24 protein-coding genes are annotated in these 21,029 nt (G+C 63.2%); 8 read left to right on the forward strand and 16 right to left on the reverse strand.

Annotation, left to right across the window (positions count from 1 at the left end; genetic code table 11):
• Window positions 1–142: 142 nt before the first annotated feature.
• The 3 genes from G7026_RS02085 to gloA all read left to right on the forward strand — a co-directional run bounded on the left by G7026_RS02085 (window position 143) and on the right by gloA (window position 2,843).
• On the forward strand, window positions 143–1,048 hold the full coding sequence (locus tag G7026_RS02085) for a flagellar protein MotY (protein ID WP_181068980.1): 906 nt from the start codon (window positions 143–145) through the stop codon (window positions 1,046–1,048).
• A gap of 77 nt (window positions 1,049–1,125) precedes the next feature.
• Window positions 1,126–2,343: an argininosuccinate synthase gene (locus G7026_RS02090; protein WP_181068981.1), complete on the forward strand. Its 1,218-nt coding sequence runs from the start codon at window positions 1,126–1,128 to the stop codon at window positions 2,341–2,343.
• A 107-nt stretch (window positions 2,344–2,450) separates the two neighbouring features.
• Window positions 2,451–2,843, forward strand: a complete 393-nt coding sequence (gene gloA / locus G7026_RS02095; protein WP_181068982.1) for a lactoylglutathione lyase — start codon at window positions 2,451–2,453, stop codon at window positions 2,841–2,843.
• A gap of 45 nt (window positions 2,844–2,888) precedes the next feature.
• Here gloA and G7026_RS02100 read toward each other — a convergent pair whose 3' ends face one another.
• From G7026_RS02100 to rsxA, 8 genes are all read right to left on the reverse strand, one after another.
• Window positions 2,889–3,068 carry a PA3496 family putative envelope integrity protein gene (locus tag G7026_RS02100; RefSeq protein WP_181068983.1) on the reverse strand — a complete coding sequence of 60 codons (180 nt, stop codon included), beginning with the start codon at window positions 3,066–3,068 and terminating at the stop codon, window positions 2,889–2,891.
• Between the two features lie 112 nt (window positions 3,069–3,180).
• A complete protein-coding gene (nth, locus tag G7026_RS02105; protein ID WP_181068984.1) occupies window positions 3,181–3,819 on the reverse strand; it encodes an endonuclease III in 639 nt (212 codons plus the stop codon).
• 44 nt (window positions 3,820–3,863) lie between these two features.
• The gene (locus G7026_RS02110) at window positions 3,864–4,580 is read right to left on the reverse strand and encodes an electron transport complex subunit E (protein ID WP_181068985.1); all 717 of its coding nucleotides are present in this window, start codon (window positions 4,578–4,580) and stop codon (window positions 3,864–3,866) included.
• The gene (rsxG, locus tag G7026_RS02115) at window positions 4,577–5,344 is read right to left on the reverse strand and encodes an electron transport complex subunit RsxG (protein WP_181068986.1); all 768 of its coding nucleotides are present in this window, start codon (window positions 5,342–5,344) and stop codon (window positions 4,577–4,579) included. Before rsxG ends, G7026_RS02110 begins: the two co-directional genes overlap by 4 nt.
• 2 nt (window positions 5,345–5,346) lie before the next feature.
• The gene (locus G7026_RS02120; protein WP_181068987.1) at window positions 5,347–6,375 is read right to left on the reverse strand and encodes an RnfABCDGE type electron transport complex subunit D; all 1,029 of its coding nucleotides are present in this window, start codon (window positions 6,373–6,375) and stop codon (window positions 5,347–5,349) included.
• A gap of 58 nt (window positions 6,376–6,433) precedes the next feature.
• Complete coding sequence (gene rsxC / locus G7026_RS02125) at window positions 6,434–8,725, reverse strand: electron transport complex subunit RsxC (protein ID WP_181068988.1); 2,292 nt, start codon at window positions 8,723–8,725, stop codon at window positions 6,434–6,436.
• Window positions 8,722–9,297, reverse strand: a complete 576-nt coding sequence (gene rsxB, locus G7026_RS02130) for an electron transport complex subunit RsxB (protein WP_181068989.1) — start codon at window positions 9,295–9,297, stop codon at window positions 8,722–8,724. The genes rsxC and rsxB overlap by 4 nt, the downstream gene beginning before the upstream one ends.
• Window positions 9,294–9,878, reverse strand: a complete 585-nt coding sequence (gene rsxA, locus G7026_RS02135; RefSeq protein ID WP_181068990.1) for an electron transport complex subunit RsxA — start codon at window positions 9,876–9,878, stop codon at window positions 9,294–9,296. Before rsxA ends, rsxB begins: the two co-directional genes overlap by 4 nt.
• Window positions 9,879–10,112: 234 nt before the next feature.
• Between rsxA and G7026_RS02140 the strand changes: the two genes are divergently transcribed.
• Entirely contained in the window at window positions 10,113–10,544 is a 432-nt protein-coding gene (locus tag G7026_RS02140) for a hypothetical protein (RefSeq protein WP_181068991.1), read from the forward strand.
• 7 nt (window positions 10,545–10,551) lie between these two features.
• Here the strand turns inward: G7026_RS02140 and G7026_RS02145 are convergent, their stop codons facing one another.
• The 3 genes from G7026_RS02145 to G7026_RS02155 all read right to left on the reverse strand — a co-directional run bounded on the left by G7026_RS02145 (window position 10,552) and on the right by G7026_RS02155 (window position 12,908).
• On the reverse strand, window positions 10,552–11,658 hold the full coding sequence (locus G7026_RS02145) for an enoyl-CoA hydratase/isomerase family protein (RefSeq protein ID WP_181068992.1): 1,107 nt from the start codon (window positions 11,656–11,658) through the stop codon (window positions 10,552–10,554).
• A gap of 39 nt (window positions 11,659–11,697) precedes the next feature.
• Window positions 11,698–12,516, reverse strand: coding sequence for an enoyl-CoA hydratase (locus tag G7026_RS02150; protein ID WP_181068993.1), 819 nt, complete (start codon window positions 12,514–12,516; stop codon window positions 11,698–11,700).
• Between the two features lie 74 nt (window positions 12,517–12,590).
• Complete coding sequence (locus G7026_RS02155) at window positions 12,591–12,908, reverse strand: hypothetical protein (protein WP_181068994.1); 318 nt, start codon at window positions 12,906–12,908, stop codon at window positions 12,591–12,593.
• A gap of 149 nt (window positions 12,909–13,057) precedes the next feature.
• Between G7026_RS02155 and G7026_RS02160 the strand changes: the two genes are divergently transcribed.
• The gene (locus G7026_RS02160; RefSeq protein WP_181068995.1) at window positions 13,058–13,687 is read left to right on the forward strand and encodes a DsbA family oxidoreductase; all 630 of its coding nucleotides are present in this window, start codon (window positions 13,058–13,060) and stop codon (window positions 13,685–13,687) included.
• Window positions 13,688–13,689: 2 nt separating this feature from the next.
• Here G7026_RS02160 and G7026_RS02165 read toward each other — a convergent pair whose 3' ends face one another.
• Window positions 13,690–14,937 (reverse strand): ABC transporter substrate-binding protein, encoded by a 1,248-nt coding sequence (locus G7026_RS02165; protein WP_181068996.1) that lies wholly within the window; start codon window positions 14,935–14,937, stop codon window positions 13,690–13,692.
• Window positions 14,938–15,136: 199 nt separating this feature from the next.
• Between G7026_RS02165 and ung the strand changes: the two genes are divergently transcribed.
• Window positions 15,137–15,832: a uracil-DNA glycosylase gene (gene ung, locus G7026_RS02170; protein ID WP_181068997.1), complete on the forward strand. Its 696-nt coding sequence runs from the start codon at window positions 15,137–15,139 to the stop codon at window positions 15,830–15,832.
• A 36-nt stretch (window positions 15,833–15,868) separates the two neighbouring features.
• Here ung and G7026_RS02175 read toward each other — a convergent pair whose 3' ends face one another.
• The 3 genes from G7026_RS02175 to ygfZ all read right to left on the reverse strand — a co-directional run bounded on the left by G7026_RS02175 (window position 15,869) and on the right by ygfZ (window position 18,388).
• Window positions 15,869–16,381, reverse strand: coding sequence for a DUF4142 domain-containing protein (locus G7026_RS02175; RefSeq protein WP_181068998.1), 513 nt, complete (start codon window positions 16,379–16,381; stop codon window positions 15,869–15,871).
• 173 nt (window positions 16,382–16,554) lie between these two features.
• Complete coding sequence (locus G7026_RS02180; RefSeq protein ID WP_181068999.1) at window positions 16,555–17,391, reverse strand: HDOD domain-containing protein; 837 nt, start codon at window positions 17,389–17,391, stop codon at window positions 16,555–16,557.
• A 46-nt stretch (window positions 17,392–17,437) separates the two neighbouring features.
• Window positions 17,438–18,388, reverse strand: a complete 951-nt coding sequence (ygfZ, locus tag G7026_RS02185) for a CAF17-like 4Fe-4S cluster assembly/insertion protein YgfZ (RefSeq protein ID WP_181069000.1) — start codon at window positions 18,386–18,388, stop codon at window positions 17,438–17,440.
• A 133-nt stretch (window positions 18,389–18,521) separates the two neighbouring features.
• Here ygfZ and G7026_RS02190 point away from each other — a divergent pair, with 133 nt between their 5' ends.
• Both G7026_RS02190 and G7026_RS02195 read left to right on the forward strand, forming a co-directional pair.
• A complete protein-coding gene (locus tag G7026_RS02190; RefSeq protein ID WP_181069001.1) occupies window positions 18,522–18,776 on the forward strand; it encodes an FAD assembly factor SdhE in 255 nt (84 codons plus the stop codon).
• Window positions 18,760–19,212, forward strand: a complete 453-nt coding sequence (locus G7026_RS02195; RefSeq protein ID WP_181069002.1) for a protein YgfX — start codon at window positions 18,760–18,762, stop codon at window positions 19,210–19,212. The genes G7026_RS02190 and G7026_RS02195 overlap by 17 nt, the downstream gene beginning before the upstream one ends.
• Here the strand turns inward: G7026_RS02195 and nadB are convergent.
• Window positions 19,181–20,797 carry an L-aspartate oxidase gene (gene nadB, locus G7026_RS02200; RefSeq protein ID WP_181069003.1) on the reverse strand — a complete coding sequence of 539 codons (1,617 nt, stop codon included), beginning with the start codon at window positions 20,795–20,797 and terminating at the stop codon, window positions 19,181–19,183. The two genes, G7026_RS02195 and nadB, sit on opposite strands and share 32 nt — an antisense overlap.
• Between the last annotated feature and the right edge of the window lie 232 nt (window positions 20,798–21,029).

The following is a 21,029-nucleotide window of genomic DNA, read 5'->3' on the forward strand; positions in this document are numbered from 1 at the left end:
GATGCGGGGCTGCGCCGCGCTCCGGCAGCGCCCGGCTGTGGCTTCGCTAGATGACCGGGGCGCGCAGCCTTGGGGCTTGCGCTCAAGTTTTACCACCACCCACCGATACCTCCAGTTGAATACATCCTTTGCGGAGCCCGCTGTGCGCCTGCGTTCTTTTATCCTTTTCAGCCTGCTGGCCGTGCAACCGGTCCATGCCATCACGTTCCAGACGCGTCTGGAAAAGGTGGAGTGGCAGGTCGAGGGCGATCAGTTCGAATGCCGGTTGGCGCAACCCATTGCCGGGTTCGGTGCCGGCGAGTTCGTGCGGCGCGCAGGCGAGCAAGCGACTTTCCGTCTCAAGGCCAAGGATCGTTGGCTGGACACCGGTTCGGCGACGCTGCTTGCGGCCGCCGCGCCCTGGCAGCCTGCTCGCGGAGACATCAACCTCGGTGTGGTTTCGGTGGGGTCCGGGGAGATTCCGTTCAACAGTACGCAGGTGCAGGCAGGCCGTTTGCTGACCGGTCTGCTCGAAGGGCGCAGCCCTGTGGTGCGCCATCGCACGTTGCACGGTGGCGATGCGCTGGAGGTGCGCCTGCTGCCCGCACGGTTCGCCAAGGCCTACGAGGATTACCAGGCCTGCACCGCGAAGTTGTTGCCGGTGAACTTCGACCAGATCAAACAGACCAACATCGCCTTTACCAACAATGCGGTCGAACTCGACGACATCGGTCGCGCGAAGCTCGACATCATCCTGCAGTTCATCAAGGCCGACCCCACTATCAAGCACATCCAGCTCGATGGTCATTCGGACAACAGCGGCAACCGCCTGGCCAACCGCGACCTGTCGCGTCGACGTGCGCTGGCGGTCAAGGATTACCTGCAGGCCAACGGTATCGCCGAAGATCAGGTGACCCTGCGTTTTCATGGCGAACGCTATCCACTGGTGCCGAACAACAACGCCGCCAGCCGCGCCAAGAACCGCCGGGTGACGCTGCAATTGCTGCGTCATGCACCCACCCCCGACACCGCGGCCGCTGTCTTGCCAGGCGTAGTGCCGGCCTCCTGATTCCCTCGCCCCCTGTAAAAGCGCCGTCGCGACCAGTAGAATCGCGTTTTTCCGCACAACCCCGGGAGTGGATGGCGATGGCCGATGTAAAGAAGGTGGTCCTGGCGTATTCCGGTGGCCTGGACACTTCGGTGATCCTCAAGTGGCTGCAGGATACCTACAACTGTGAGGTGGTGACCTTCACCGCCGACCTCGGCCAGGGCGAGGAAGTGGAACCGGCACGTGCCAAGGCCAAGGCCATGGGTGTCAAGGAAATCTACATCGACGACCTGCGCGAAGAATTCGTCCGCGACTTCGTCTACCCGATGTTCCGCGCCAACACCGTCTACGAAGGCGAGTACCTGCTCGGTACCTCCATCGCCCGTCCGCTGATCGCCAAGCGTCTGATCGAGATCGCCAACGAGACTGGTGCAGACGCCATCTCCCATGGTGCCACCGGCAAGGGCAACGACCAGGTGCGTTTCGAGCTGGGCGCCTATGCACTCAAGCCGGGCGTGAAGGTGATCGCTCCCTGGCGCGAGTGGGACCTGCTGTCGCGTGAGAAGCTGATGGACTACGCCGAGAAGCACCAGATCCCGATCGAACGTCACGGCAAGAAGAAGTCTCCGTATTCCATGGATGCCAACTTGCTGCACATCTCCTATGAGGGCGGCGTGCTGGAAGACACCTGGACCGAGCACGAGGAGGACATGTGGAAGTGGACTGTCTCTCCCGAGGCAGCTCCAGATGCACCGACCTATATCGAGCTGACCTACCGCAAGGGTGACATCGTCGCCATCGACGGCAAGGACCTGACGCCTGCTCAGGTATTGGCCGAGCTGAACCGTATCGGTGGTGAGAACGGCATCGGCCGTCTGGATATCGTCGAGAACCGCTACGTCGGCATGAAGTCGCGCGGCTGCTACGAGACCCCCGGCGGCACCATCATGCTCAAGGCTCACCGCGCCATTGAGTCGATCACCCTGGACCGGGAAGTCGCTCACCTGAAAGACGAGCTGATGCCCAAGTACGCCAGTCTGATCTATACCGGCTACTGGTGGAGCCCGGAGCGTCTGATGCTGCAGCAGATGATCGACGCGTCGCAGACCAACGTGAACGGTGTGGTACGTCTGAAGCTCTACAAAGGCAACGTGATCGTGGTTGGCCGCAAGTCCGACGACTCGCTGTTCGACGCCAACATCGCGACCTTCGAGGACGATGCCGGCGCCTACGACCAGGCGGACGCGGCGGGCTTCATCAAGCTCAACGCCCTGCGCATGCGTATCGCCGCTGGCAAGGGCCGCAAGCTGTTCTGATAAAACAGCGGCAAAGGTTCAAGCGATAAACGCAGCAGACCCCGGCCACGAGCCGGGGTCTGCATTTTATCCAGCCGCAACTGCGGGCAAACAATGAGGAAACCCTGATGAGACTGCTGCATACCATGCTGCGTGTCGGCGACATGGAGCGCTCCGTCGCCTTCTATACCGAGGTGCTGGGCATGACGCTGCTGCGTCGCAAGGACTATCCAGAGGGCAAATTCACGCTCGCCTTCGTCGGCTATGGCGACGAGGCGCACAACAGCGTGATCGAGCTGACCCACAACTGGGGCGTGGAAAGCTACGAGCTGGGGACCGGCTACGGTCACATCGCGCTCGAGGTGGAAGACGTCTACAAGGCCTGCGAGGACATCCGTTCGCGAGGCGGCAAGATCACCCGCGAGCCAGGACCGATGATGCACGGCACCAGCATCCTGGCGTTTGTCGAGGATCCGGACGGTTACAAGATCGAACTGCTGTCGCCCAAGCGGGCTGACTGATACGGCAGCGGCAAACGAAAGCCCCTTCGCGGGGCTTTCGTTTGTTCAGATGTCGAAGTCGAAGTCGTTCAGCTGCTTTTGCAGGCGACGCTCTTCGAGCAGATTGTCGATGATCCGACGTTTGGTCAGGTTGGTCTTGGCCACTTCGACAGGGGCTTCGGCGGCGTCGTCTTCATCTTCGGCAACGAAATCGTCTTCGATTTCGATTTCTTCTTTCTCGGCCACGTTGTTCTCACTCCACTACTGCGGGGGCGCTGTTGGCGCACCTTATAGCGGCATTCCGGAGGGTGGTAAAAAAGATTTTTTCAATCGAGAAGACGAAAAATCCCTGGATCGCTCAATCGTCCGAGGTCTTGTGCTTGTACTCGCACAGATCCTCGATCAGGCAGCTGCCGCATTGCGGCCTGCGGGCCTTGCAGACGTAGCGGCCATGCAGGATCAGCCAGTGATGGGCGTCGAGCAGATAATCCTTGGGCACGAACTTGATCAGCTTGCGTTCGACCTCGAGCACATTCTTCCCGGGCGCGATATTGGTGCGGTTGCTGACCCGGAAGATATGGGTGTCCACCGCCATGGTGAACTGGCGGAAGGCTGTGTTGAGCACTACGTTCGCCGTCTTGCGGCCGACGCCGGGCAGGGCTTCGAGGTCCTCTCGGTTGTCGGGTACCTGGCTGCCGTGCTTCTCGATCAGGATCCGGCAGGTCTCCAGAACGTTCTTCGCCTTGCTCGGGTACAGGCCGATGGTCTTGATGTACTCGCACAGGCCGTCGTAGCCGAGCGCGTAGATCGCCTCGGGCGTGTTGGCCACCGGGTAAAGCCGGGCGGTCGCCTTGTTGACCCCGACATCGGTGGCCTGGGCGGACAGGATCACGGCGATCAGCAACTCGAACGGCGTGCTGTAGGCCAGCTCGGTCTTGGGCTCGGGATTTTCCCGGTGGAAGCGGCGGAAGATTTCCAGACGTTTTGCGGCGTTCATACAGGCTCGACGCGGATGGAGTGGATGATGAGGGCCATGGGGTCTTAGTCGATCACGCCGGTGACGCGGACCCGGCGGCTGGCCGACGGAGCCTGTGGTTGCACGGCTGCCCGGGCACGCTCGGCGAGGTGGTGGTCGATGCGGTTCTTCAGCGCGATCAGCAGGCCGAGAACGATGAAGGCACCAGGCGGCAAAATCGCCAGCAGAAAGCCTTCGTGATGCTGGAACAGGGTGATCGTCCAGCCTGCCGCAATGGGGCCGAACAGCAGGTGCATGTTGGCCAGCACCGCGCCGGTGCCGATCAGCTCCCGCAGGCTACCAAGCACCACCAGTACGGCGCAGAAGCCCAGGCCCATCATGACGCCGTCGTAGGCTGCGATGAGCGGGTTGTGGCGCGAGGCGAAGCCGTCGGCGCGGCCGAGGATCACGCAATTGGTGGTGATCAGCGGGATGAAGATGCCGAGGATCTGGTACAGCTCATAGGTGAAGGCCTGCATCAGCAATTCGATGCAGGTGGTCAGCGCAGCGATGATCATCACGAATGCCGGCAGGCGCACGGCGGTGTTCACCACGCCGCGTACCAGCGAGACGGCAATGTTGGAGCAGGTCAGCACCAGCAGGGTCGCAAGTCCCAGCCCCAGCGCATTGACCGCCGAATTGCTGACGCCCAGCAGCGGGCAGAGGCCCAGCAGCTGCACCAGCCCCGGGTTGTTGTGCCATAGGCCGTTGACGCTCAGCTCGCGAAGATTCGGTGTGCTCATCGGGACGCTCCGTCCTGCACGTGGGGTTGGTTAGCCGGTAGATGGTCGCTCGCCGCATCGCTGCCGGCCCTGGAATGGCGGGCGGGCTCCCTGACAGACTCGGGCCGCTCCAGCGCATCTTCGGGGGCTGGCTGCAGGGCATCGGTGGCGAGCAATGTCTCACGGTTGGCATCGAAGTACTGCAGCGCGTTGTGCACCGCCCTGACCACCGCCCGTGGGGTGATGGTGGCACCGACGAACTGGTCGAAGGCGCCGCGGTCGCGCTTGACCGCCCAGCGTGACGGTTCCGGTTCCTGCAGCGACGTGCCTGTGAATCCCAGGATCCAGTCGCTTTTGCCTGTCTCGATGCGATCCCCTAGCCCGGGCGTCTCGCGATGGCTGACCACGCGTACGCCAGCGAGTCGGCCGTCGGCGTTGACTCCGACCAGCAGATGGATGGCACCGCTGTAGCCGTCCGGCGCCAGCACTTGCAGGATCACCGCGGTGGGGACGCCCTGGCGCATGGCGACATAGGCCGGCAACGGGCTGCTGTAGCCGAGCAGGGGGTGTTGCACGTCGCGGGTGCTGTCGAGCAGCAGGTTGTCGTGGCTGTCTGGCGGCAGGATTTCCTGCAGGACGCGAAACTGAGCCGCGCGCTCGGCCTCGTGGATGCGTTCGGCGGTCGCCTGGCGCAGCAGGCTGACGCTGCCGACCGTGACGACCGCGAAAAGCGCCAGGACCAGGCCATTGCGCAGCATCGAGCGGCTGATTTCCGGCAGCGCCATGGCTAGTCCTCCGTCTTCAGACCGCGCACCGGCTTGTCATGGCCATAGGTGCGAGGGCGGGTGTAGTAGTCGATGGTGGGTGCCGCGAGGTTCATCAACAGCACCGCAAAGGCGATGCCGTCGGGATAGCCGCCCCAGGCGCGAATGACGTAGACCAGCACCCCGACACCGATGCCGAAGATGAGCCGGCCACGGTTGCTGGTGGCGCCGCTGACCGGGTCGGTGACGATGAAGAAGGCGCCGAGCATGGTCGCGCCGCTGAGCAGGTGAAACAGCGGCGAGCCGTTGGAGTCCGAGCCCGAGCCGTTCCAGAACACCAGGCTCATGACGAACAGCGCGGTCAGCATGCCCAGCGGTGCGTGCCAGGTGAAAAGCCGCTTGTGCAGCAGGAACAGCCCGCCGGCGAGAAACGCGAGGTTCACCACTTCCGAACCGATGCCGCCGAAATGGCCGAACGCAGACCCTTGCCAGAGCTCATCGACGGTCAGGCTCTGGTTGTTCTTCAGTACGTCCAGCGCGGTAGCCTGGGTCCAGGCGTCGGGTGCCGCGACCAGGCCGAGAATCTGTTGCAGGCCCGTGCCCAGGGACACGGCGTGGGCGACCGGCCAGGTGGTCATCTGCAGGGGAAACGAGACCAGCACCACCACATAGCCGACCATCGCCGGGTTGAACGGGTTCTGCCCCAGGCCACCATAGAGCTGCTTGCCGAGCACGATGGCGCTGGTGACCGCGATCAGCGTCAGCCACCAGGGCGCGTATGGCGGCAGCGCGAGCGCCAGTAGCACCGCGGTGACCAGCGCGCTGCCGTCGCGCAGGAAGAAACCCACCGGCCGCCGGCGCAGCCGCAGGATCACCGCTTCGATGGCCAGCGCCGCGCTGCTTGCCCAGAGCAGGTTGATCAGGGTGCCGGCGCCATACAGCCAGGTCAGCACGAGCGCCCCCGGCACGGTTGCGGCCAACACCGTCAGCATGACTTGCTGGGTGCGGTTGCCGCCCTTGGCATGGGGTGAGGTGGGACGGGGCAGGGCCATCGGCTCTCCGGTTCGGTTGATCAGTTGGCGGTCAGGGGCGCCGCGTTTTCGACGCCTTTCACGGCTGCGATTCAGTGTGGCGCTCGGATAGCCGGCGTTCCGCTTCGGTCAGGCGTATGCGGGCCGCCTCCAGTTCGTCGGCAGCGACCGCGTCATCACGCTCTAGCCTTTGCAGGTCGGCACGCGCATAAGCAAGCTCGGTCTTCAATGCGCGGGTAACTTCGTCGATGGGGCGCTTGTCGATGCGGATCAGCTCGGGAGCTGGATGCTGCGACTGTTCTTCAGCGGCATGTAGCGCCTGTTCGGCCACACCGAGCTGCTCGCGCAGAGGTTGCAGCTCGCTTTCGTCGGCACCGGCGGTTTCGGCTTTTTTCAGCGCGGCTCGGCGCATGGCCAAGTCGATCTTGGCTTTCTTCAGCGGACCGCCAGAAGTGGGTGTCGCTGCCTTCTCGCTGGGCTGGGGTTCAGCCAGTTTCTGTTCTGCGGCCTGAAGTGCCTCGCGCAGTTGCCGGAGCTCGCGCTCTTGGTCGGCGCCGGGCGAGCCGAGCTTTTCCAGCTTGCGTAACTGTGCGCGCAGCATGGCGGCCTCGATCTTGAGCTTCTTCAGGGCCGCTTCGTCCATCGCCGCGGGCTGTTCCTGCTGCGGCTGTTCGGTCAGGGCGCGTTCCAGCGCTGCCTGGGCGGCTTCGGCAACGCTGCGCAGCTCCTCGACCTGGCGCTCGAGTTCGGGCGAAGCATGGGCCGCCAGTTGTTTCTGAGCCTTCTTCAGTGCCACCTGGGCCATGCTCGCTTCTATCTTCAGCTTCTTCTGCATGTCCGACAGCGTGCTGGCCTTCTGCGCCTGCACACGAGCCAACGGGTCGTCCTGGACAGGCACCGAGCGGGTCTCGGCGTCCACGGCCTGAGTGCGGACCCGTTTCTCGGCGCGCGCCTTGCGGTCGGCCTCCTTCTGCTCGTCGGCGCGGCGCAGGCGTTCCTGGCGCTGTTCGAAGCGCATCCGCGACTGCTCGGCCTTGTGCTGGCGCTGCTCGATCTCGCGGATGTCCGCCTTCGCCGCCCGGTAGGACTGCACGAGCGGCAGATTCGAAGGGCAGACGTAAGCGCAGGCGCCACATTCGATGCAGTCGAACAGATTGTGTGCCTTGAGCTGCGAGTGATCCTCGCCCAGCGCGAAGAAGTGCAACTGCTGGGGCAGCAGGCTCGCCGGGCAAACCTGCGCGCAGTCGCCGCAGCGGATACAGGGTAACTCGGGGGCTGGTGGCGGCAGTTCGGCCGCGGTGCCGGCGAGCAGGCAATTGGTGGTCTTGATCAGCGGTACGTCGCGAGAGGGTAGCGCGAAGCCCATCAGCGGGCCGCCCATCAGCAGGCGTTGCAGGCGACTGTCGCGCAACCCAGCGAGCGCCAGCAGTTCGGCTACCGGCGTACCGATCAAGGCCTCGACATTCATCGGCCGCTCGAGCGCTTCGCCGGTCAGGGTGGTGATCCGCGAGATCAGCGGGCGCCCCAGCATGATGGCGTCGTGGATCGCGACGCAGGTGCCGACGTTCTGGCAGAGCACGCCGACGTCCATCGGCAGACCGCCGGAGGGCACCTCGAGGCCGGTGAGAATCTGGATCAGTTGCTTTTCGCCGCCCGACGGATAGCGGGTCGGGATGACCCGCACGGCGAATGGGCGTTCGCCAATGGCGGCTTCGAGTGCCGTGATGGCTTCGGGCTTGTTGTCTTCGACTCCGATCAGCACCTCGTCGGGGTCAAGCAGGTGCACGAGGATGTCGATGCCCTGCACCAGCGCGACCGGTTTCTCGCGCATCAGCAGGTCGTCGGCGGTGATGTAGGGCTCGCACTCGGCGCCGTTGATGATCAGCGTGCGGACTTTCTGCCGTGGCGCTGCGGCAAGCTTGGCCGCGGTCGGAAAGCCTGCGCCGCCAAGCCCGCTGATGCCCGCCTCACGGATGCGCTCGAGCAGACGATCGGGAGGCTCGCGGCGAAAGTCGCTGCAGGGCTCGAGGTCGGTCCAGTGTTCCAGCCCATCGGTTTCGATCACGACGGCCGGCGCCGGCAGCCCGGAGACATGGGGGTAGGGCTGCGGGCCGATAGCGGTCACCACGCCGGAACTCGGCGCATGCAGGGCAACGCCCAGGGTGCCGCTGGCCTGGCCGATCTTCTGCCCCTTGAGTACCCGATCGCCAACGGCAACGCACGGCTGAGCCGGCTCGCCTATGGTCTGGCCGAGGGGGACGCACAGGTATTTCGGCAGCGGCGCCGCCTGGATCGGGGTGCGATTGGAGAGCGCCTTGCACTCCGGTGGATGGATGCCGCCGGGAAAGTCCCACAGCCGTGCTTCGCTCATGCGGCGCGCTCCCGGTCACTGGCGATCAGTCGGCCCGGCGCTGGCGGTCGGTCCCAGCTCCATTGCCGAAGTCCGCTGGACACTTCGATCATGTCGATGCAATCGACCGGGCAGGGCTCAACGCACAGATCGCAACCGGTGCACTCAGAGACGATCACTGTGTGCATCAACTTGGCGGCGCCGACGATCGCGTCCACCGGACAGGCCTTGATGCACTTGGTGCAGCCGATGCATTCGGCCTCGCGAATGTAGGCGACCATCGGCGGTTTCTCTCCGCCTTCGGCATCGAGCGGTTCGGCGTCCAGGTCCAGCAGATCGGCCAGCGCCTGGATGGTCGACTCGCCGCCCGGTGGGCACTTGTTGATCTTGTCCCCGGCGGCGATGGCTTGGGCGTATGGCTTGCAGCCGGGATAGCCGCACTGGCCGCACTGGGTCTGCGGCAGCAGGGCGTTGATCCGCTCGGCAACCGGGTCTCCCTCGATCCTGAAGCGTATCGCGGCAAAGCCGAGCACGGCGCCACAGGCCAGGCACAGCGTAGCCAGCACCAGCACGGCTACCACGACCAGGCTCATAGCTTGATCAGCCCGCTGAAGCCCATGAACGCGAGCGACATCAAGCCTGCTGTGATCATGCCGATGGCGGCACCCTGGAACGCCTGGGGCACGTCGGCGATGGCGATCCGCTCCCGCAGGGCGGCGAACAGCACCAGCACCAGCGAAAAGCCCAGGCCCGCCGCGAAGCCGGTCGCCGTCGCGGTAAGGAAGTTGAGTTCCTGACGATTGGCGTTGAGCAACGCGACCCCGAGCACGATGCAGTTGGTCGTGATCAGCGGCAGGAAGATACCCAGCACTCGATAGAGCAAAGGGCTGGTCTTGTTCACCAGCATTTCGGTGAACTGCACCACCACCGCGATGATCAGGATGAAGCCGATGGTACGCAGGTATTCCAGGTCGAGCGGCGCGAGCACGTACCGCTGCACCAGGTAGCTGCACATGGCTGCGAGCGTGAGCACGAAGGTAGTCGCCAGCGACAGGCCGATGGCGGCCTCGATTTTTTTGGAAACGCCCATGAAGGGGCACAGCCCGAGGAACTGGACCAGGACGAAATTATTGACCAGGATGGCGCTAACCATGATCAGGGCGAGTTCGGTCATCGGATCCGTCGCGCCGGTGGGCGTCTTGGGAAAAAAGGGCGTCTATTATCGGGAAGGCGGGTGGGGCATACAACCGTGGCGGTTGCCGCAGCGCCCGATGGCAAAAGGCGTGGGCGCCCACTCGACGTACGTAACACCCTGATACGAACCCACGCTCGCAACCTGTGGCAAGTCGCCGATGATGCGGTCAAATGTCCAAAGCCTGGGCACCATGCCTATGGCCCGGAGGTGGTGATGAACGTTCGAACTCTCGTGGGAATCGTGGGCCTTGGTCTGGCTCTGGGTGCTCATGCCGATACCCGGGGCGGCGTCTACGTCTACAAGGCCGGCGACCATGGCTACTATGGCGGCGGTTCGCAGGTGCGTTCCTACCAGTACGATCCGCGTAGCCCCTATCCGCAACACCCTCAGTATCAGCGCAACCTGCCGAACCAGCCCGGCTACCGTCCGCCGCAGACCGGCGTCAAACCCAGGACGGACATCCGTCTGGATCGCTGGCAGCGCAACGATCAGCGAGTCGACCAGCGACACCCTCATTACCGCCCGCCGCAGCACGGCTACCGCCCGCCGCAGCATGGCTACCGTCCACCGCAATATCAGCACCAACCTCGTGGCTACTACGGTCAGCCGCAACGGCAGTTCAACGGGTCATATCGCCGCTGGTAGCCTGCCGTCAGTCCAGGTCAGCCAGCGGGTGCTCGCCATCCCAGGTGGGCTGGAAGTGGGCGTCGACAGCGGCGGGCGGCACGCTCGCCGGGTCAGGCCAGTGCCAGCGCGGCTGGTTGTCCTTATCGATGAGTCGCGCCCTGACGCCTTCGGGAAACTCCGGGTGGCGGCAGCAGTTCAGGCTCATCGTGTATTCCATGCGCAGGACTTGAGCGAGCGACAGGTGTCGCGCGCGACGCAATTGTTCCCAGAGCAGATGACCGGTCAGCGGGCAGCCGTTTCGCAAGGTTTCGGCGGCGCGGCTGAACAGCGGATCGTTATCGTCCGCTAGCGCCGTGAGGGCTCGCCAAGCCATCGGGAGATCGGCGACATCGAGCAGTTGGTCGATCGTTTCTCGACGCGGCATCAGTTGGGCTGGCGGCAGGTGTTGGCTGGCATCCTGCGCCAGGGCCCGCAGCAGGCTGTTGAGCTGACTGGCGGGTTGATCCTGCCAGTTCAGCTGGATCAATCCTTCGATCAGACTGTTTTGCTGATCCTGCCGCAGGCATCGATCAGCCAGGCCCATATCGAGTGCGTCGCGTGCGTTCATCTGGGTGGCGGTCAGCCCGACGAACGCGCCCAGCTTGCCCGGTAGCCGTTGCAGGAACCAGCTGGCGCCGACATCGGGATACAGGCCAATGCCGATTTCCGGCATGGCCAGGCGGCTGTCGGGGGTGACGATGCGGATCGAGCAGCCCTGCAGCAAACCCATGCCTCCCCCCATCACATAGCCGTGGCCCCAGCCAATTACCGGCTTGGGGAAGCGGTGCAGCTTGTGATCGAGTCGGTACTCGTCGGCGAAAAAGCGTGCCGCCAACGCCGGAACTTCGCCGGGTTGAGCCAGGCACGCCTCGGCCAGCCGCCTGACGTCACCCCCGGCGCAGAACGCCTTGGCGCCATTGCCGCGCAGTACGACACAAACCACTGCCGGGTCCTTTTCCCACTGGCCGAACTGAGTCAGCAACGCCTCTATCATCGGCAAGCTCAGCGCATTGAGGCTCTTTTCCGAGTCGAGCGTCGCGATGCCGATGCGGGCGCCGTGCAGGGCGTTGCGTTCTTCGAAGATCACGTTCATGGACGGCCTTTTTTATTGTCGGTGTGGATCATGGCGATGTCAGCGGTTGCGCCATTTTGGGTCGCGTTTTTCCAGGAAGGCGTTGACCCCTTCACGGGTGTCCTCCGCCTCGAAGAGGTCGAGAAAGGCCTCGCGCTCGGCAGCGGCAAAGGTGTCCGGCCCTCGGCTTCGAACGCCGTTGATCAAAGGCTTGATGGCGCGCACGGCAACCGGGCTTTGCCGCGCCACACGGGTCGCCAGCAGCAGGGCATGGCCGCGCGCCTCGCCCGCGTCGACCAGCTGTTCGACCAGACCGATGCGCAGCGCCGTATCGGCGGTGATGCGCTCGCCGCAAAGGATCATCCGCTTGGCCCAGCCTTCACCTACCAGCCAGGCGAGCGCCTGGGTTCCTCCGGCACACGGCAGCAGGCCGACCGCCGCTTCCGGTAGCCCCAGCTGGGTTTGTCGCTCGGCAATGCGCAGATCGCAGGCCAGGGCACATTCGAGCCCGCCGCCCAGCGCAAAGCCGTTGATCGCCGCGATGGTCACGCCGCGAAAGTCGCGCAAGGCCTCGAAGGCTTCGCCGAAGCGGCGGGCCATCTCGCGTGCGCGGTGGCGATCGCCGTCGGCGAACAGCTTGAGATCGGCACCAGCGCTGAAGAATTTTTCACCCTGGCCGGTAATGACCAGCGCATAGATGTCCGGATCCCGGTCGAGATGCTCGACCACCTGCCTGAGCCCGATCAGCGATTCACGGTCCCAGGTATTGGCCGGAGGGTGGTTGATCGTGATCAGAGCGGTATGGCCGTGCTTTTCCACCGTGAGTTTGTGAGTCAGGTCGAAAACGCCGGCTTGGTAGGGCTCAAGGGCATTGGTCATGCGATCGATCCTTTTCGTCTATTGCTCGCGCCAGGTAGCGGTTACATGAGTTTAGAAAACGTGGCGCGGCGGGCCTATCCGTCGAACGTTTCTGCCTGTTGCCGGCCCTGCTCGATGCCATCGGCCAGCGCGTCTTCGAATTGCCCGTAATACCGCTCCTGGTTGACCCGAACCGGTTGGACGATCTGCCGATCGCGCACCAGCTCGATGCCGAAGGTCCACAGGGTCTGCCCCAGGCTTTCGTATTCATAGCCGGTCAGGTGCACGATCACGTCCAGGTCGTTGTGCCTGAAGCGATGGCTGTGGGGGATCTGATGATCGCTGCCGGCTGGAATGCCGGCCGGCGCGTCGAAGTACGGGCGCTCGGCGTCGGGTTTGATTGCTTTGCTCATCGTGACACCTCGGATGGTCGATGATCTTTGGGCCGGCTCTTGCGGTGGTTGTTCCCGGTGCGGCTGCCACGCACTGAGCAATTAATGCGCAGGGGTGAATTTCACGTCTTGGGTCGGGTCGCAAGAAGGGAGTCCATCAGGAGAGTGCCATGGCTACCGCCACCATCCGGATCGACGTCTGGAGCGATTATGTCTGTCCGGTCTGCTACATCCAGCTGCCCGTGCTCAAGCAGCTCGCCTACGAGCTGGGCCCGCGGGTAGCGCTGGTCTGGCATGCGTTCGAGCTGCGCCCGGAATCCATGCTGGTGCCCGACCCGGATGCCGAGGAGCCCGGCGACGACTGGTCTAGGGAGGCGTTTCCCATGGCCTCGCTACGCCAGATCGTACCGCGACGACCTGTCGGCCAGCCATTGAGCCGCAAGGCATTCGAGATGGCGGCCTTCGCCCGGCAGAGGGGATGCTTCGAGATGGTCCACGAGGCGTTGTTCCGAGCCTATTTCGAGGAAGGACGCGACATCGGTGAAGAAACTGTGTTGCTGGAGCTGGCCCAGGAACTGAGCCTCGACACCGACGCCCTGAAGCAGGCCATCGACACCGGCCTGTATCTGGAGGACCTGTTCGCCGACCGGCAGCAGGCCGAGTCGCTCGACACCTCAGTGTTGCCGGTCATTTGCATCCGGCCGGCCAGCCAGCTGTTGGACGAGGCGATCTGTCTGCATGGCTCGGTGGAGTTCGAGACACTCAGGAGCGCCGTCGCGCAGATTTTGCAGGCGGCCTGAGGTCACTCGAGCTTCGTCGATAGGCCAGCGCTCTGCCTCTCCTGTTGCCATTGGGCAAGCGTCGGTGCCGCCTGCTCGCCGGAGAGGCGGTGCACGATTTCGAAGTAATCCTGCTTGAAGCGATCCTTCAGTACGTCCTCGCGGGGTTTCACCCGGACTGCATAGATGGTCTGGACATTCTGGTGATCGAAGCGACGCCAGTACTGTTCGTCCTTGAGCAGCCGGTAGCGGTAGTCTTCGAGGGCGGCGATCAGAGCTTCGCTGTTGAAGCTGCGCGCCCGCGTGGCGGCCTCGGCCCACTGGTGGACGATGCTGTAGGCCGACGCAGCGGAGCTTGAAGGGTGCGTCTGGTAGCGGGCATCGAATGCCTCGACGAAGGCCTGGCCGCGCTCGGATCCTTCCAGCGCCGGCACGCGCCAGGTCCAAGGTTCGGTCCCCAGGACGCCCTGCATGATGTCAGGACCGGCCTGTTCCACCATGCTCAAGGTGAGGTTCGGTACCGCGATCTGCATGCGCTCGGTCAGCCCCAACTCGTCAGCGATGCGCATCGCCCTGACCAGGTCATCGCCGAACAGCACCAGTGCCAGCACTTCGGCCTGGCTCGATGCGGCTTGTGCCAGAGCGTCGCGGTAGTCGGACAGGCGCGCGCCGGGGAACTGGACCTTGATGCCGGGATGGCGGCTGCTGTCCTGGCTGTTTGTGGTCTGTCGTAATGACGATTCGCTGGTATGCCCCCAGGTGTAATCGGAGGTGATGTAGAAGTAGCGCTTGTTGGGCATATGCTGGTTGAGGTACTGGCCGAGCACCTTGGCGCTCATCCAGGCGCTGTTGCACTCGCGAAACTGATAGCGATGGCCATCCTTTCCGGTAGTGTCGTTGGAATAAGTGAGGGTGCCGAAATAGAGCAGGCCGCGCTCTTTGGCGCGCTTGCCGGCGGCGATCGCTACGGCGCTCGACGCACCTCCGAAGAGCATTACTGCGCCTTCGTCAGCCAGCTTGTCGACGTTGGCCACTGCACGTTCCGGGATCGAGGCAGTATTGTGGCTGGCCAGCCGCAGCGGGCGCCCCAGCACGCCGCCTTTCTCATTGATTTCATCGATCGCCAGTAGTGCGCCGCGCATTTGCGCCAGGCCTTCCTCCTTGTAGCTGCCGGTGCGTGGGTAGTTGAGGCCAAGGGTGACTGGCTCCGCTGCCAATGCGGCAACCGTGGTGCCTAGATACAACGCAAGCGCGAGGAGTGGTCTGATCATGAGATATTCCTTGTTGTTTTTATAAGAACCCACGCTGTTTTCTACGCGCGCATCGCTCCATGGGGCATCGTCTATTGGTCTAGAGGGGGCGACGGAGTTCACATTTCACGCAATTGATTGGCGGCTCCCTTGTGACGATGCAGATTGACACCCTGGCCGTGCTTTTCTAGGGTGCGGCAGCCGCCAATCGAGATTTCGGATGACTCAAGACGATCGCATCAAGCTGGAGCCGGGCTGGAAAACCGCTCTGCAGGAAGAGTTTCAGCAGCCCTACATGCTGCAACTGAAGGATTTTTTGCGACGCGAAAAAGCTGCAGGGAAGGTGATTTATCCGCCTGGCCCGCTGATATTCAACGCGCTCAATTCCACGCCGCTCGATCAGGTGAAGGTGGTGATCCTCGGCCAGGATCCATACCACGGCCCTGGGCAGGCCCACGGGCTGTGCTTTTCAGTGCAGCCGGGCGTTGCCCCGCCGCCTTCGTTGCAGAACATCTTCAAGGAACTCAAGCGCGACCTGAATCTCGACATTCCGGCCCATGGCTACCTGCAGTCCTGGGCCGACCAGGGGGTGCTGATGTTGAACACTTCGCTGACCGTCGAGCAGGGTAATGCCGGCTCGCATGCCAAGGCCGGATGGCAGCGATTCACCGATCGGATCATTGAGGTGGTGGTGCAGCAAAGGCCTCACCTGGTGTTCATGCTCTGGGGGGCTCATGCGCAGAGCAAGGCTCCGCTGATCGATCCTACCCGCCACCTGATGCTGAAGTCCGCCCATCCCTCGCCGTTATCGGCGCATCGGGGCTTCCTGGGAAATGGGCACTTCAGCCGTGCCAACCAGTTTCTCAAGCAGAACGGCCTGACGCCGATCGACTGGAGCTTGCCGGCCGAGGTGTAGTCCGGTGCCGCAGATTGCGGCACCGGTCATCAATCCTTATTGCTTGCCGTGTTGGGCCTGAAGCTTGCGGGCATGCTCCAGATGCTGTTCCAGGGTCGGCAGGGTCTGCTCGGCATAACGCTTGAGGTCGGCGTTCTCACCACCCTGGATGTAGTCACGATACAGCTCGATGGTCTGTTCGTGAGCGACGACCTGGTTGTTCGCATAGGCCTGGTCGAAGTTTTCGCCATCGCGCATCTGCAAAATCATCGCTTTGGCCTTGTCCATCAAGGTCGCTTCATCGGACATTTCCAAATTCTTTTCACCGGCCAGCTGGGCCAGCTCTTGGTTGGCCTTGGTGTGGTCGTCGATCATCTGCTGGGCGAACGTCCGGATGTCTTCGGCTGTGCCTTTTTCCAGCGCCAGCCTGGCGGTTTCGATTTCCGCCATGCCTTTGGCCGATGCTTCGTCAACGAAGTTGTCGCCCTCGGCTGCGAGCGCCAAGTTGGCGGCCATGCCGAACAGCACGGCCATCGTGCCGCTGAAAAAAGCTTTTGTTTTAGCGTTCATGTCGTTTTCCTTCCTCTGCTGACGAAACTGCAATGACTGGCCAGGTGGGCCTGGTGGCATGCAAGCGAGTACGGCGAAGGCGCCGTCCATTTTGTGACTGGTGCCACAAATAAGGGTTCAGCAGGGTCCGGCGAACGGTAGGATTGGGCCGGCGAGCGCCGGCCCGGAGGGGCTTACTGCAGCATGCTCATGGCCGCGTCCATGGCGGCGGAGAGGTCTTCATCCTCGTCCACCAGGGAGTTCGGATCGATGCCCAGTTTGGCGAACGAAGGAATCTGGTTCCAGTCCAGCTGGGTGTAGGGATGCCCGGTACCCAGGTAGCTCTGTAGCGTCGCTACCTGAACGATGTCCACGTAGTCGGCCTTGGCCGAATCCCGGGAGAAGTCCACGTACTCACCGGGAACCTTGGCGATCGGCTCGGGGAATTCCCAGGCACGCAGGATCCTTTCGCCAATGATCGGGTGGATCTTGTCGATCACGTGGTTGAGGCTGATGGAGTCGGACAGCAGTTCGCTGTGCTCCTCGGCATAGGTGAGAATCGGCAGGACGCCGATCTGGTGTACCAGTCCTGCCAGCGTCGCCTGATCCGGCGCCAGGCGTGTGTAATGGCGGCAGAGCACATGGCAGATCGCGGCGACCTCCGTGCTTTTGTTCCAGACTTCTCGCATCTTGCGATCGACCACGTCGGTTGTGGCCTGGAACATCTGTTCCATCGCAAGGCCGGTAGCCAGGTTGCAAGTGTAGTTGATGCCCAGGCGGCCAACCGCCATCTGCAGATCGTTGATCTCCTTGTTCGAGCGCAGCAAGGGACTGTTGACGACCTTGATGATGCGGGCGGTAAGGGCGGCGTCGTTGCCGATCACCTTGCACAGGTTGGGAATGCTGATGTTCGGGTCTTCCGCTGCTTCGCGTACGCGCAGAGCCACTTCAGGCAGGGTGGGCAGCACCAGTTCGTCGTTCTCGATCGCCTGGATCAGTTGATGTTGGACGTTTTCGGCAAGGGTACTCATGTCATTTCCTTTTGAGCCGGTTATGCCTGGTAGGCGTTCGTGAAAGCTAGCGCTGGATTTCGCGGTCCGAATCCAGCGAATAAGGGAGCGGCAGCAGGGTCAGTGGCAGGCCGTCCGGTGAACCCAGAAATACCCGACCATCGGCGGCCGCATCTTCCTGCAGTACGGCGAGCAGTTCCACACCTTCGGTCGCCTTCGCGGCGAGCACGACCTCGCCGACGCTGGAACTGTGAACGGGTGAATAAAGGTCGACTCCAGGGGCAGGCAGGTCATGCTCGTCTGAGCTGTCGCTGGCCAGGCGAAACAGCCGCCGTTTGAGCTTGCCCAGGTACTGCATGCGCGCCACGATCTCCTGGCCGGTGTAGCAACCTTTTTTGAAGCTGACGCCGCCCAATGCCTGGAGGTTGATCATCTGCGGGATGAACAGCTCGCGCGTCGAGCCGAATACCTGGCCAACCCCTGCCCGTACCTGCTCCAGCAACCAATCGTTCAGGGGCGCTTGGCGAAGCTGTGCGTCGAGCCGGCAAGTCAGTGATTCGGCGTTTTCGGCGTCGGCCCAAAGCTCGCAGTTGCCGCCTGGCAGCCTTATGGCGATCAGGTCGTTGGCGTGAACTACCCGGCCAGGCTCCTGCGGCAGATCCAGTCCCAGGCTCAGCAGGACACCGTCACCGCGGTGCAGGCCGAAGCGAATCCAGCGTGCGCTTTCGTCAGAGAGGGTGGATTTGGAAAACGCCGCATATTTCTTCAGGTCGCTCAGTTGCGGCTCGAGCAGCTCCTGCGCCATCGCGAGCAGGTAGCCATCGGTTTCGGCGAGCAGGCGAAAGCTCGAAACCATGCGCCCCTTGGGTGTGCAGCGTGCGCCCAATGAGGCGTGCTCCGCGTCGATATAGTTGAGGTTGCAGGTCAGCTGGCCTTGCAGAAATTTGCTGGCATCGACGCCGCGAACGGCTAGGACGCCTTCGTGCGACAGGGCGCAGAAAAAAGCTGTGTCGGTCATGCTCGATCGCCGTGTAGGTGCGGAGGGCCATCATAGCAGGCCCGCCGTGCAAGATCGCGAGCGAGCGCTTGGCCGATGGTGCCGCTCGACGGCACGCCGTTATAATGCCGACCCGCTTTCCTGGAGCTGTCCCATGGTCGACCAAACCGAACTCAATCGTCTGTTCTGGCACAGCCGCCGCGGCATGCTCGAGCTCGATGTGCTGCTGGTGCCCTTCGTCAGGGAGGTTTACGCCGATCTCGATGCCGACGACCAGGCGCGCTACCGCAAGCTGCTCGCCTGCGAGGATCAGGACATGTTCGGTTGGTTCATGGAGCGCGACGAGCCCGAGGACGAGGATCTCAAGCGCATGGTTCGCATGATTCTCGACCGTGTCCAACCCAAGTGATCCCTTCGTCTGCCAATGGAAGCCGTCGACGCGCTTGCTGGCGCTGTATCTGCTGGGCCAGTCGCTGGCGTTACTGACGCTTCTGGTCGTGTCTGCGCCGCTGGGGGTCAAGCTGCTCGGGCTGGCGGGCTGCATCGCGCATGCCGGCTGGACCTTGCCGCGGCAGATTCTGTTGTCCCATCGAAAGGCCTGGCGCGCGCTACGCCATGACGCAGGCGGCTGGCAGCTGTGGAATGAGCGAGCCGGCTGGCAACGGGTGCAGCTTCGACGTGACAGCCTGGCGCTGCCGCTTGCCATCGTTCTGCGCTTTCGGGTCGAGGGCCAGCGTTTCGCCTGTAGCGTCTGCATTCCTCGCGACGCGCTGCCTCGGGATCAGCACCGCAGGCTCCGCCTGCGGTTGAAGTTCAGTCGACGAAGGTGGGCGGCACCAGAATAGTGTCCAGCGCCTCGGACAGTTGCTCGGGATAGTCGAGCGTATAGTGCAGGCCTCTGGATTCCTTGCGTGCCATCGCCGAACGGATCATCAGATCGGCTACCAGGGCCAGGTTGCGCAGCTCGATCAGATCGCGGCTGACTTTATAGTTGCTGTAGAACTCGTCGATCTCGCTGAGCAACAGGCGCACCCGGTGCTGGGCGCGTTGCAGACGTTTGTTGGTGCGCACGATCCCCACGTAGTCCCACATGAATCGCCGCAATTCGTCCCAGTTGTGGGCGATGATCACGTCTTCGTCCGAATCGGTTACCTGGCTCGAGTCCCAGGCCGGCAGGTCGACGGGTTCGGCGATTAACGCGCGCTCGCGCAGGATGTCTTCGGCCGCCGAGCGGGCGTAGACGAAGCATTCGAGCAGCGAATTGCTGGCCATCCGGTTGGCGCCGTGCAGTCCGGTGAAACTGGTTTCGCCAATGGCGTACAGGCCGGGCACATCGGTGCGGCCGTGGCTGTCGACGAGCACGCCGCCACAGGTGTAGTGGGCAGCCGGGACCACCGGTATCGGCTGTTGTGTGATGTCGATTCCGAAATCGAGGCAGCGCTCGTAAACGGTGGGAAAGTGCGACTTCACGAAATCTGCGGGCTTGTGGCTGATGTCCAGGTAGACGCAGTCGATGCCCAGGCGCTTCATTTCATGGTCGATGGCCCGCGCGACGATGTCGCGTGGCGCCAGTTCGGCGCGGGGATCGAAACGGGCCATGAAGCGTTCGCCGTCAGGCAGCTTGAGCAGCGCCCCTTCGCCGCGCAGGGCTTCGGTGACAAGAAAGCTCTTGGCCTGGGGGTGGTACAGGCAGGTGGGATGGAATTGGTTGAACTCCAGATTGCCTACCCGGCATCCGGCGCGCCAGGCCATGGCGATCCCGTCGCCGCAGGCGCCGTCGGGATTGCTGGTGTAGAGGTAGACCTTCGCTGCGCCACCGGATGCCAGCACCACGAAGCGCGCCTGATGGGTGTCGACGTCTCCCGTCACGCGGTTGAGTACATAGGCGCCGAGGCAGCGCTGGCTGCTGCGACCGAGCTTCCGTTCGGTGATCAGGTCCACCGCAACGCGTTGCTGCATTAGTTGGATATTCGGCTTTTGCCGTGCCTTGACCAGCAGCGTGTTGAAGATGGCCGCGCCGGTAGCGTCGGCGGCATGGATGATCCGTCGGTGGCTGTGCCCGCCTTCGCGGGTGAGATGAAACTCGAACCCGCCGTCTTCGAGGGCGGCGCTGTCGTCGCGGGTGAAGGGCACGCCTTGCTCGATCAGCCAGTCGATCGCCTCCCGGCTGTGTTCGACAGTGAAACGTACGGCTTCTTCGCGGCACAATCCTCCGCCGGCATTCAGCGTGTCGGCGACATGGGACTCGACCGTATCGCGGGTGTCCAGTACGGCGGCCACGCCCCCTTGGGCCCAATAGGTCGAACCATTGGCCAGTTCGCCCTTGCTGATCACCGCGATGCTCATGTCCTCCGGCAGGTTCAGTGCCAGCGTCAGTCCGGCCGCTCCGCTGCCTATGACCAGGACGTCGTGTTCGAAGAGTTGGCTCATGTCGAATCCCTGAAAGCGAGCAGGCGAGTATATCGGGGGGAGGCGGGTGCAAGAATAGGGATGGCTCGGGGCGGCTTGCGGGTTTGCGCTGGGGGCTTCGCGCGACATATGCTGCCCCGCTATCCGGTTCACTGGCTGCCTGCGTGGAACTTTTCCTGCGCATGCGGCTCAATAGAAAGTTATATAAGCAGCCTGGCTGGCTATTCCAAGATAGGCGGCCAGGGTGCGCTAT

This window comes from Stutzerimonas azotifigens (genome assembly GCF_013522725.1).
Lineage (GTDB): Bacteria > Pseudomonadota > Gammaproteobacteria > Pseudomonadales > Pseudomonadaceae > Stutzerimonas > Stutzerimonas azotifigens_A.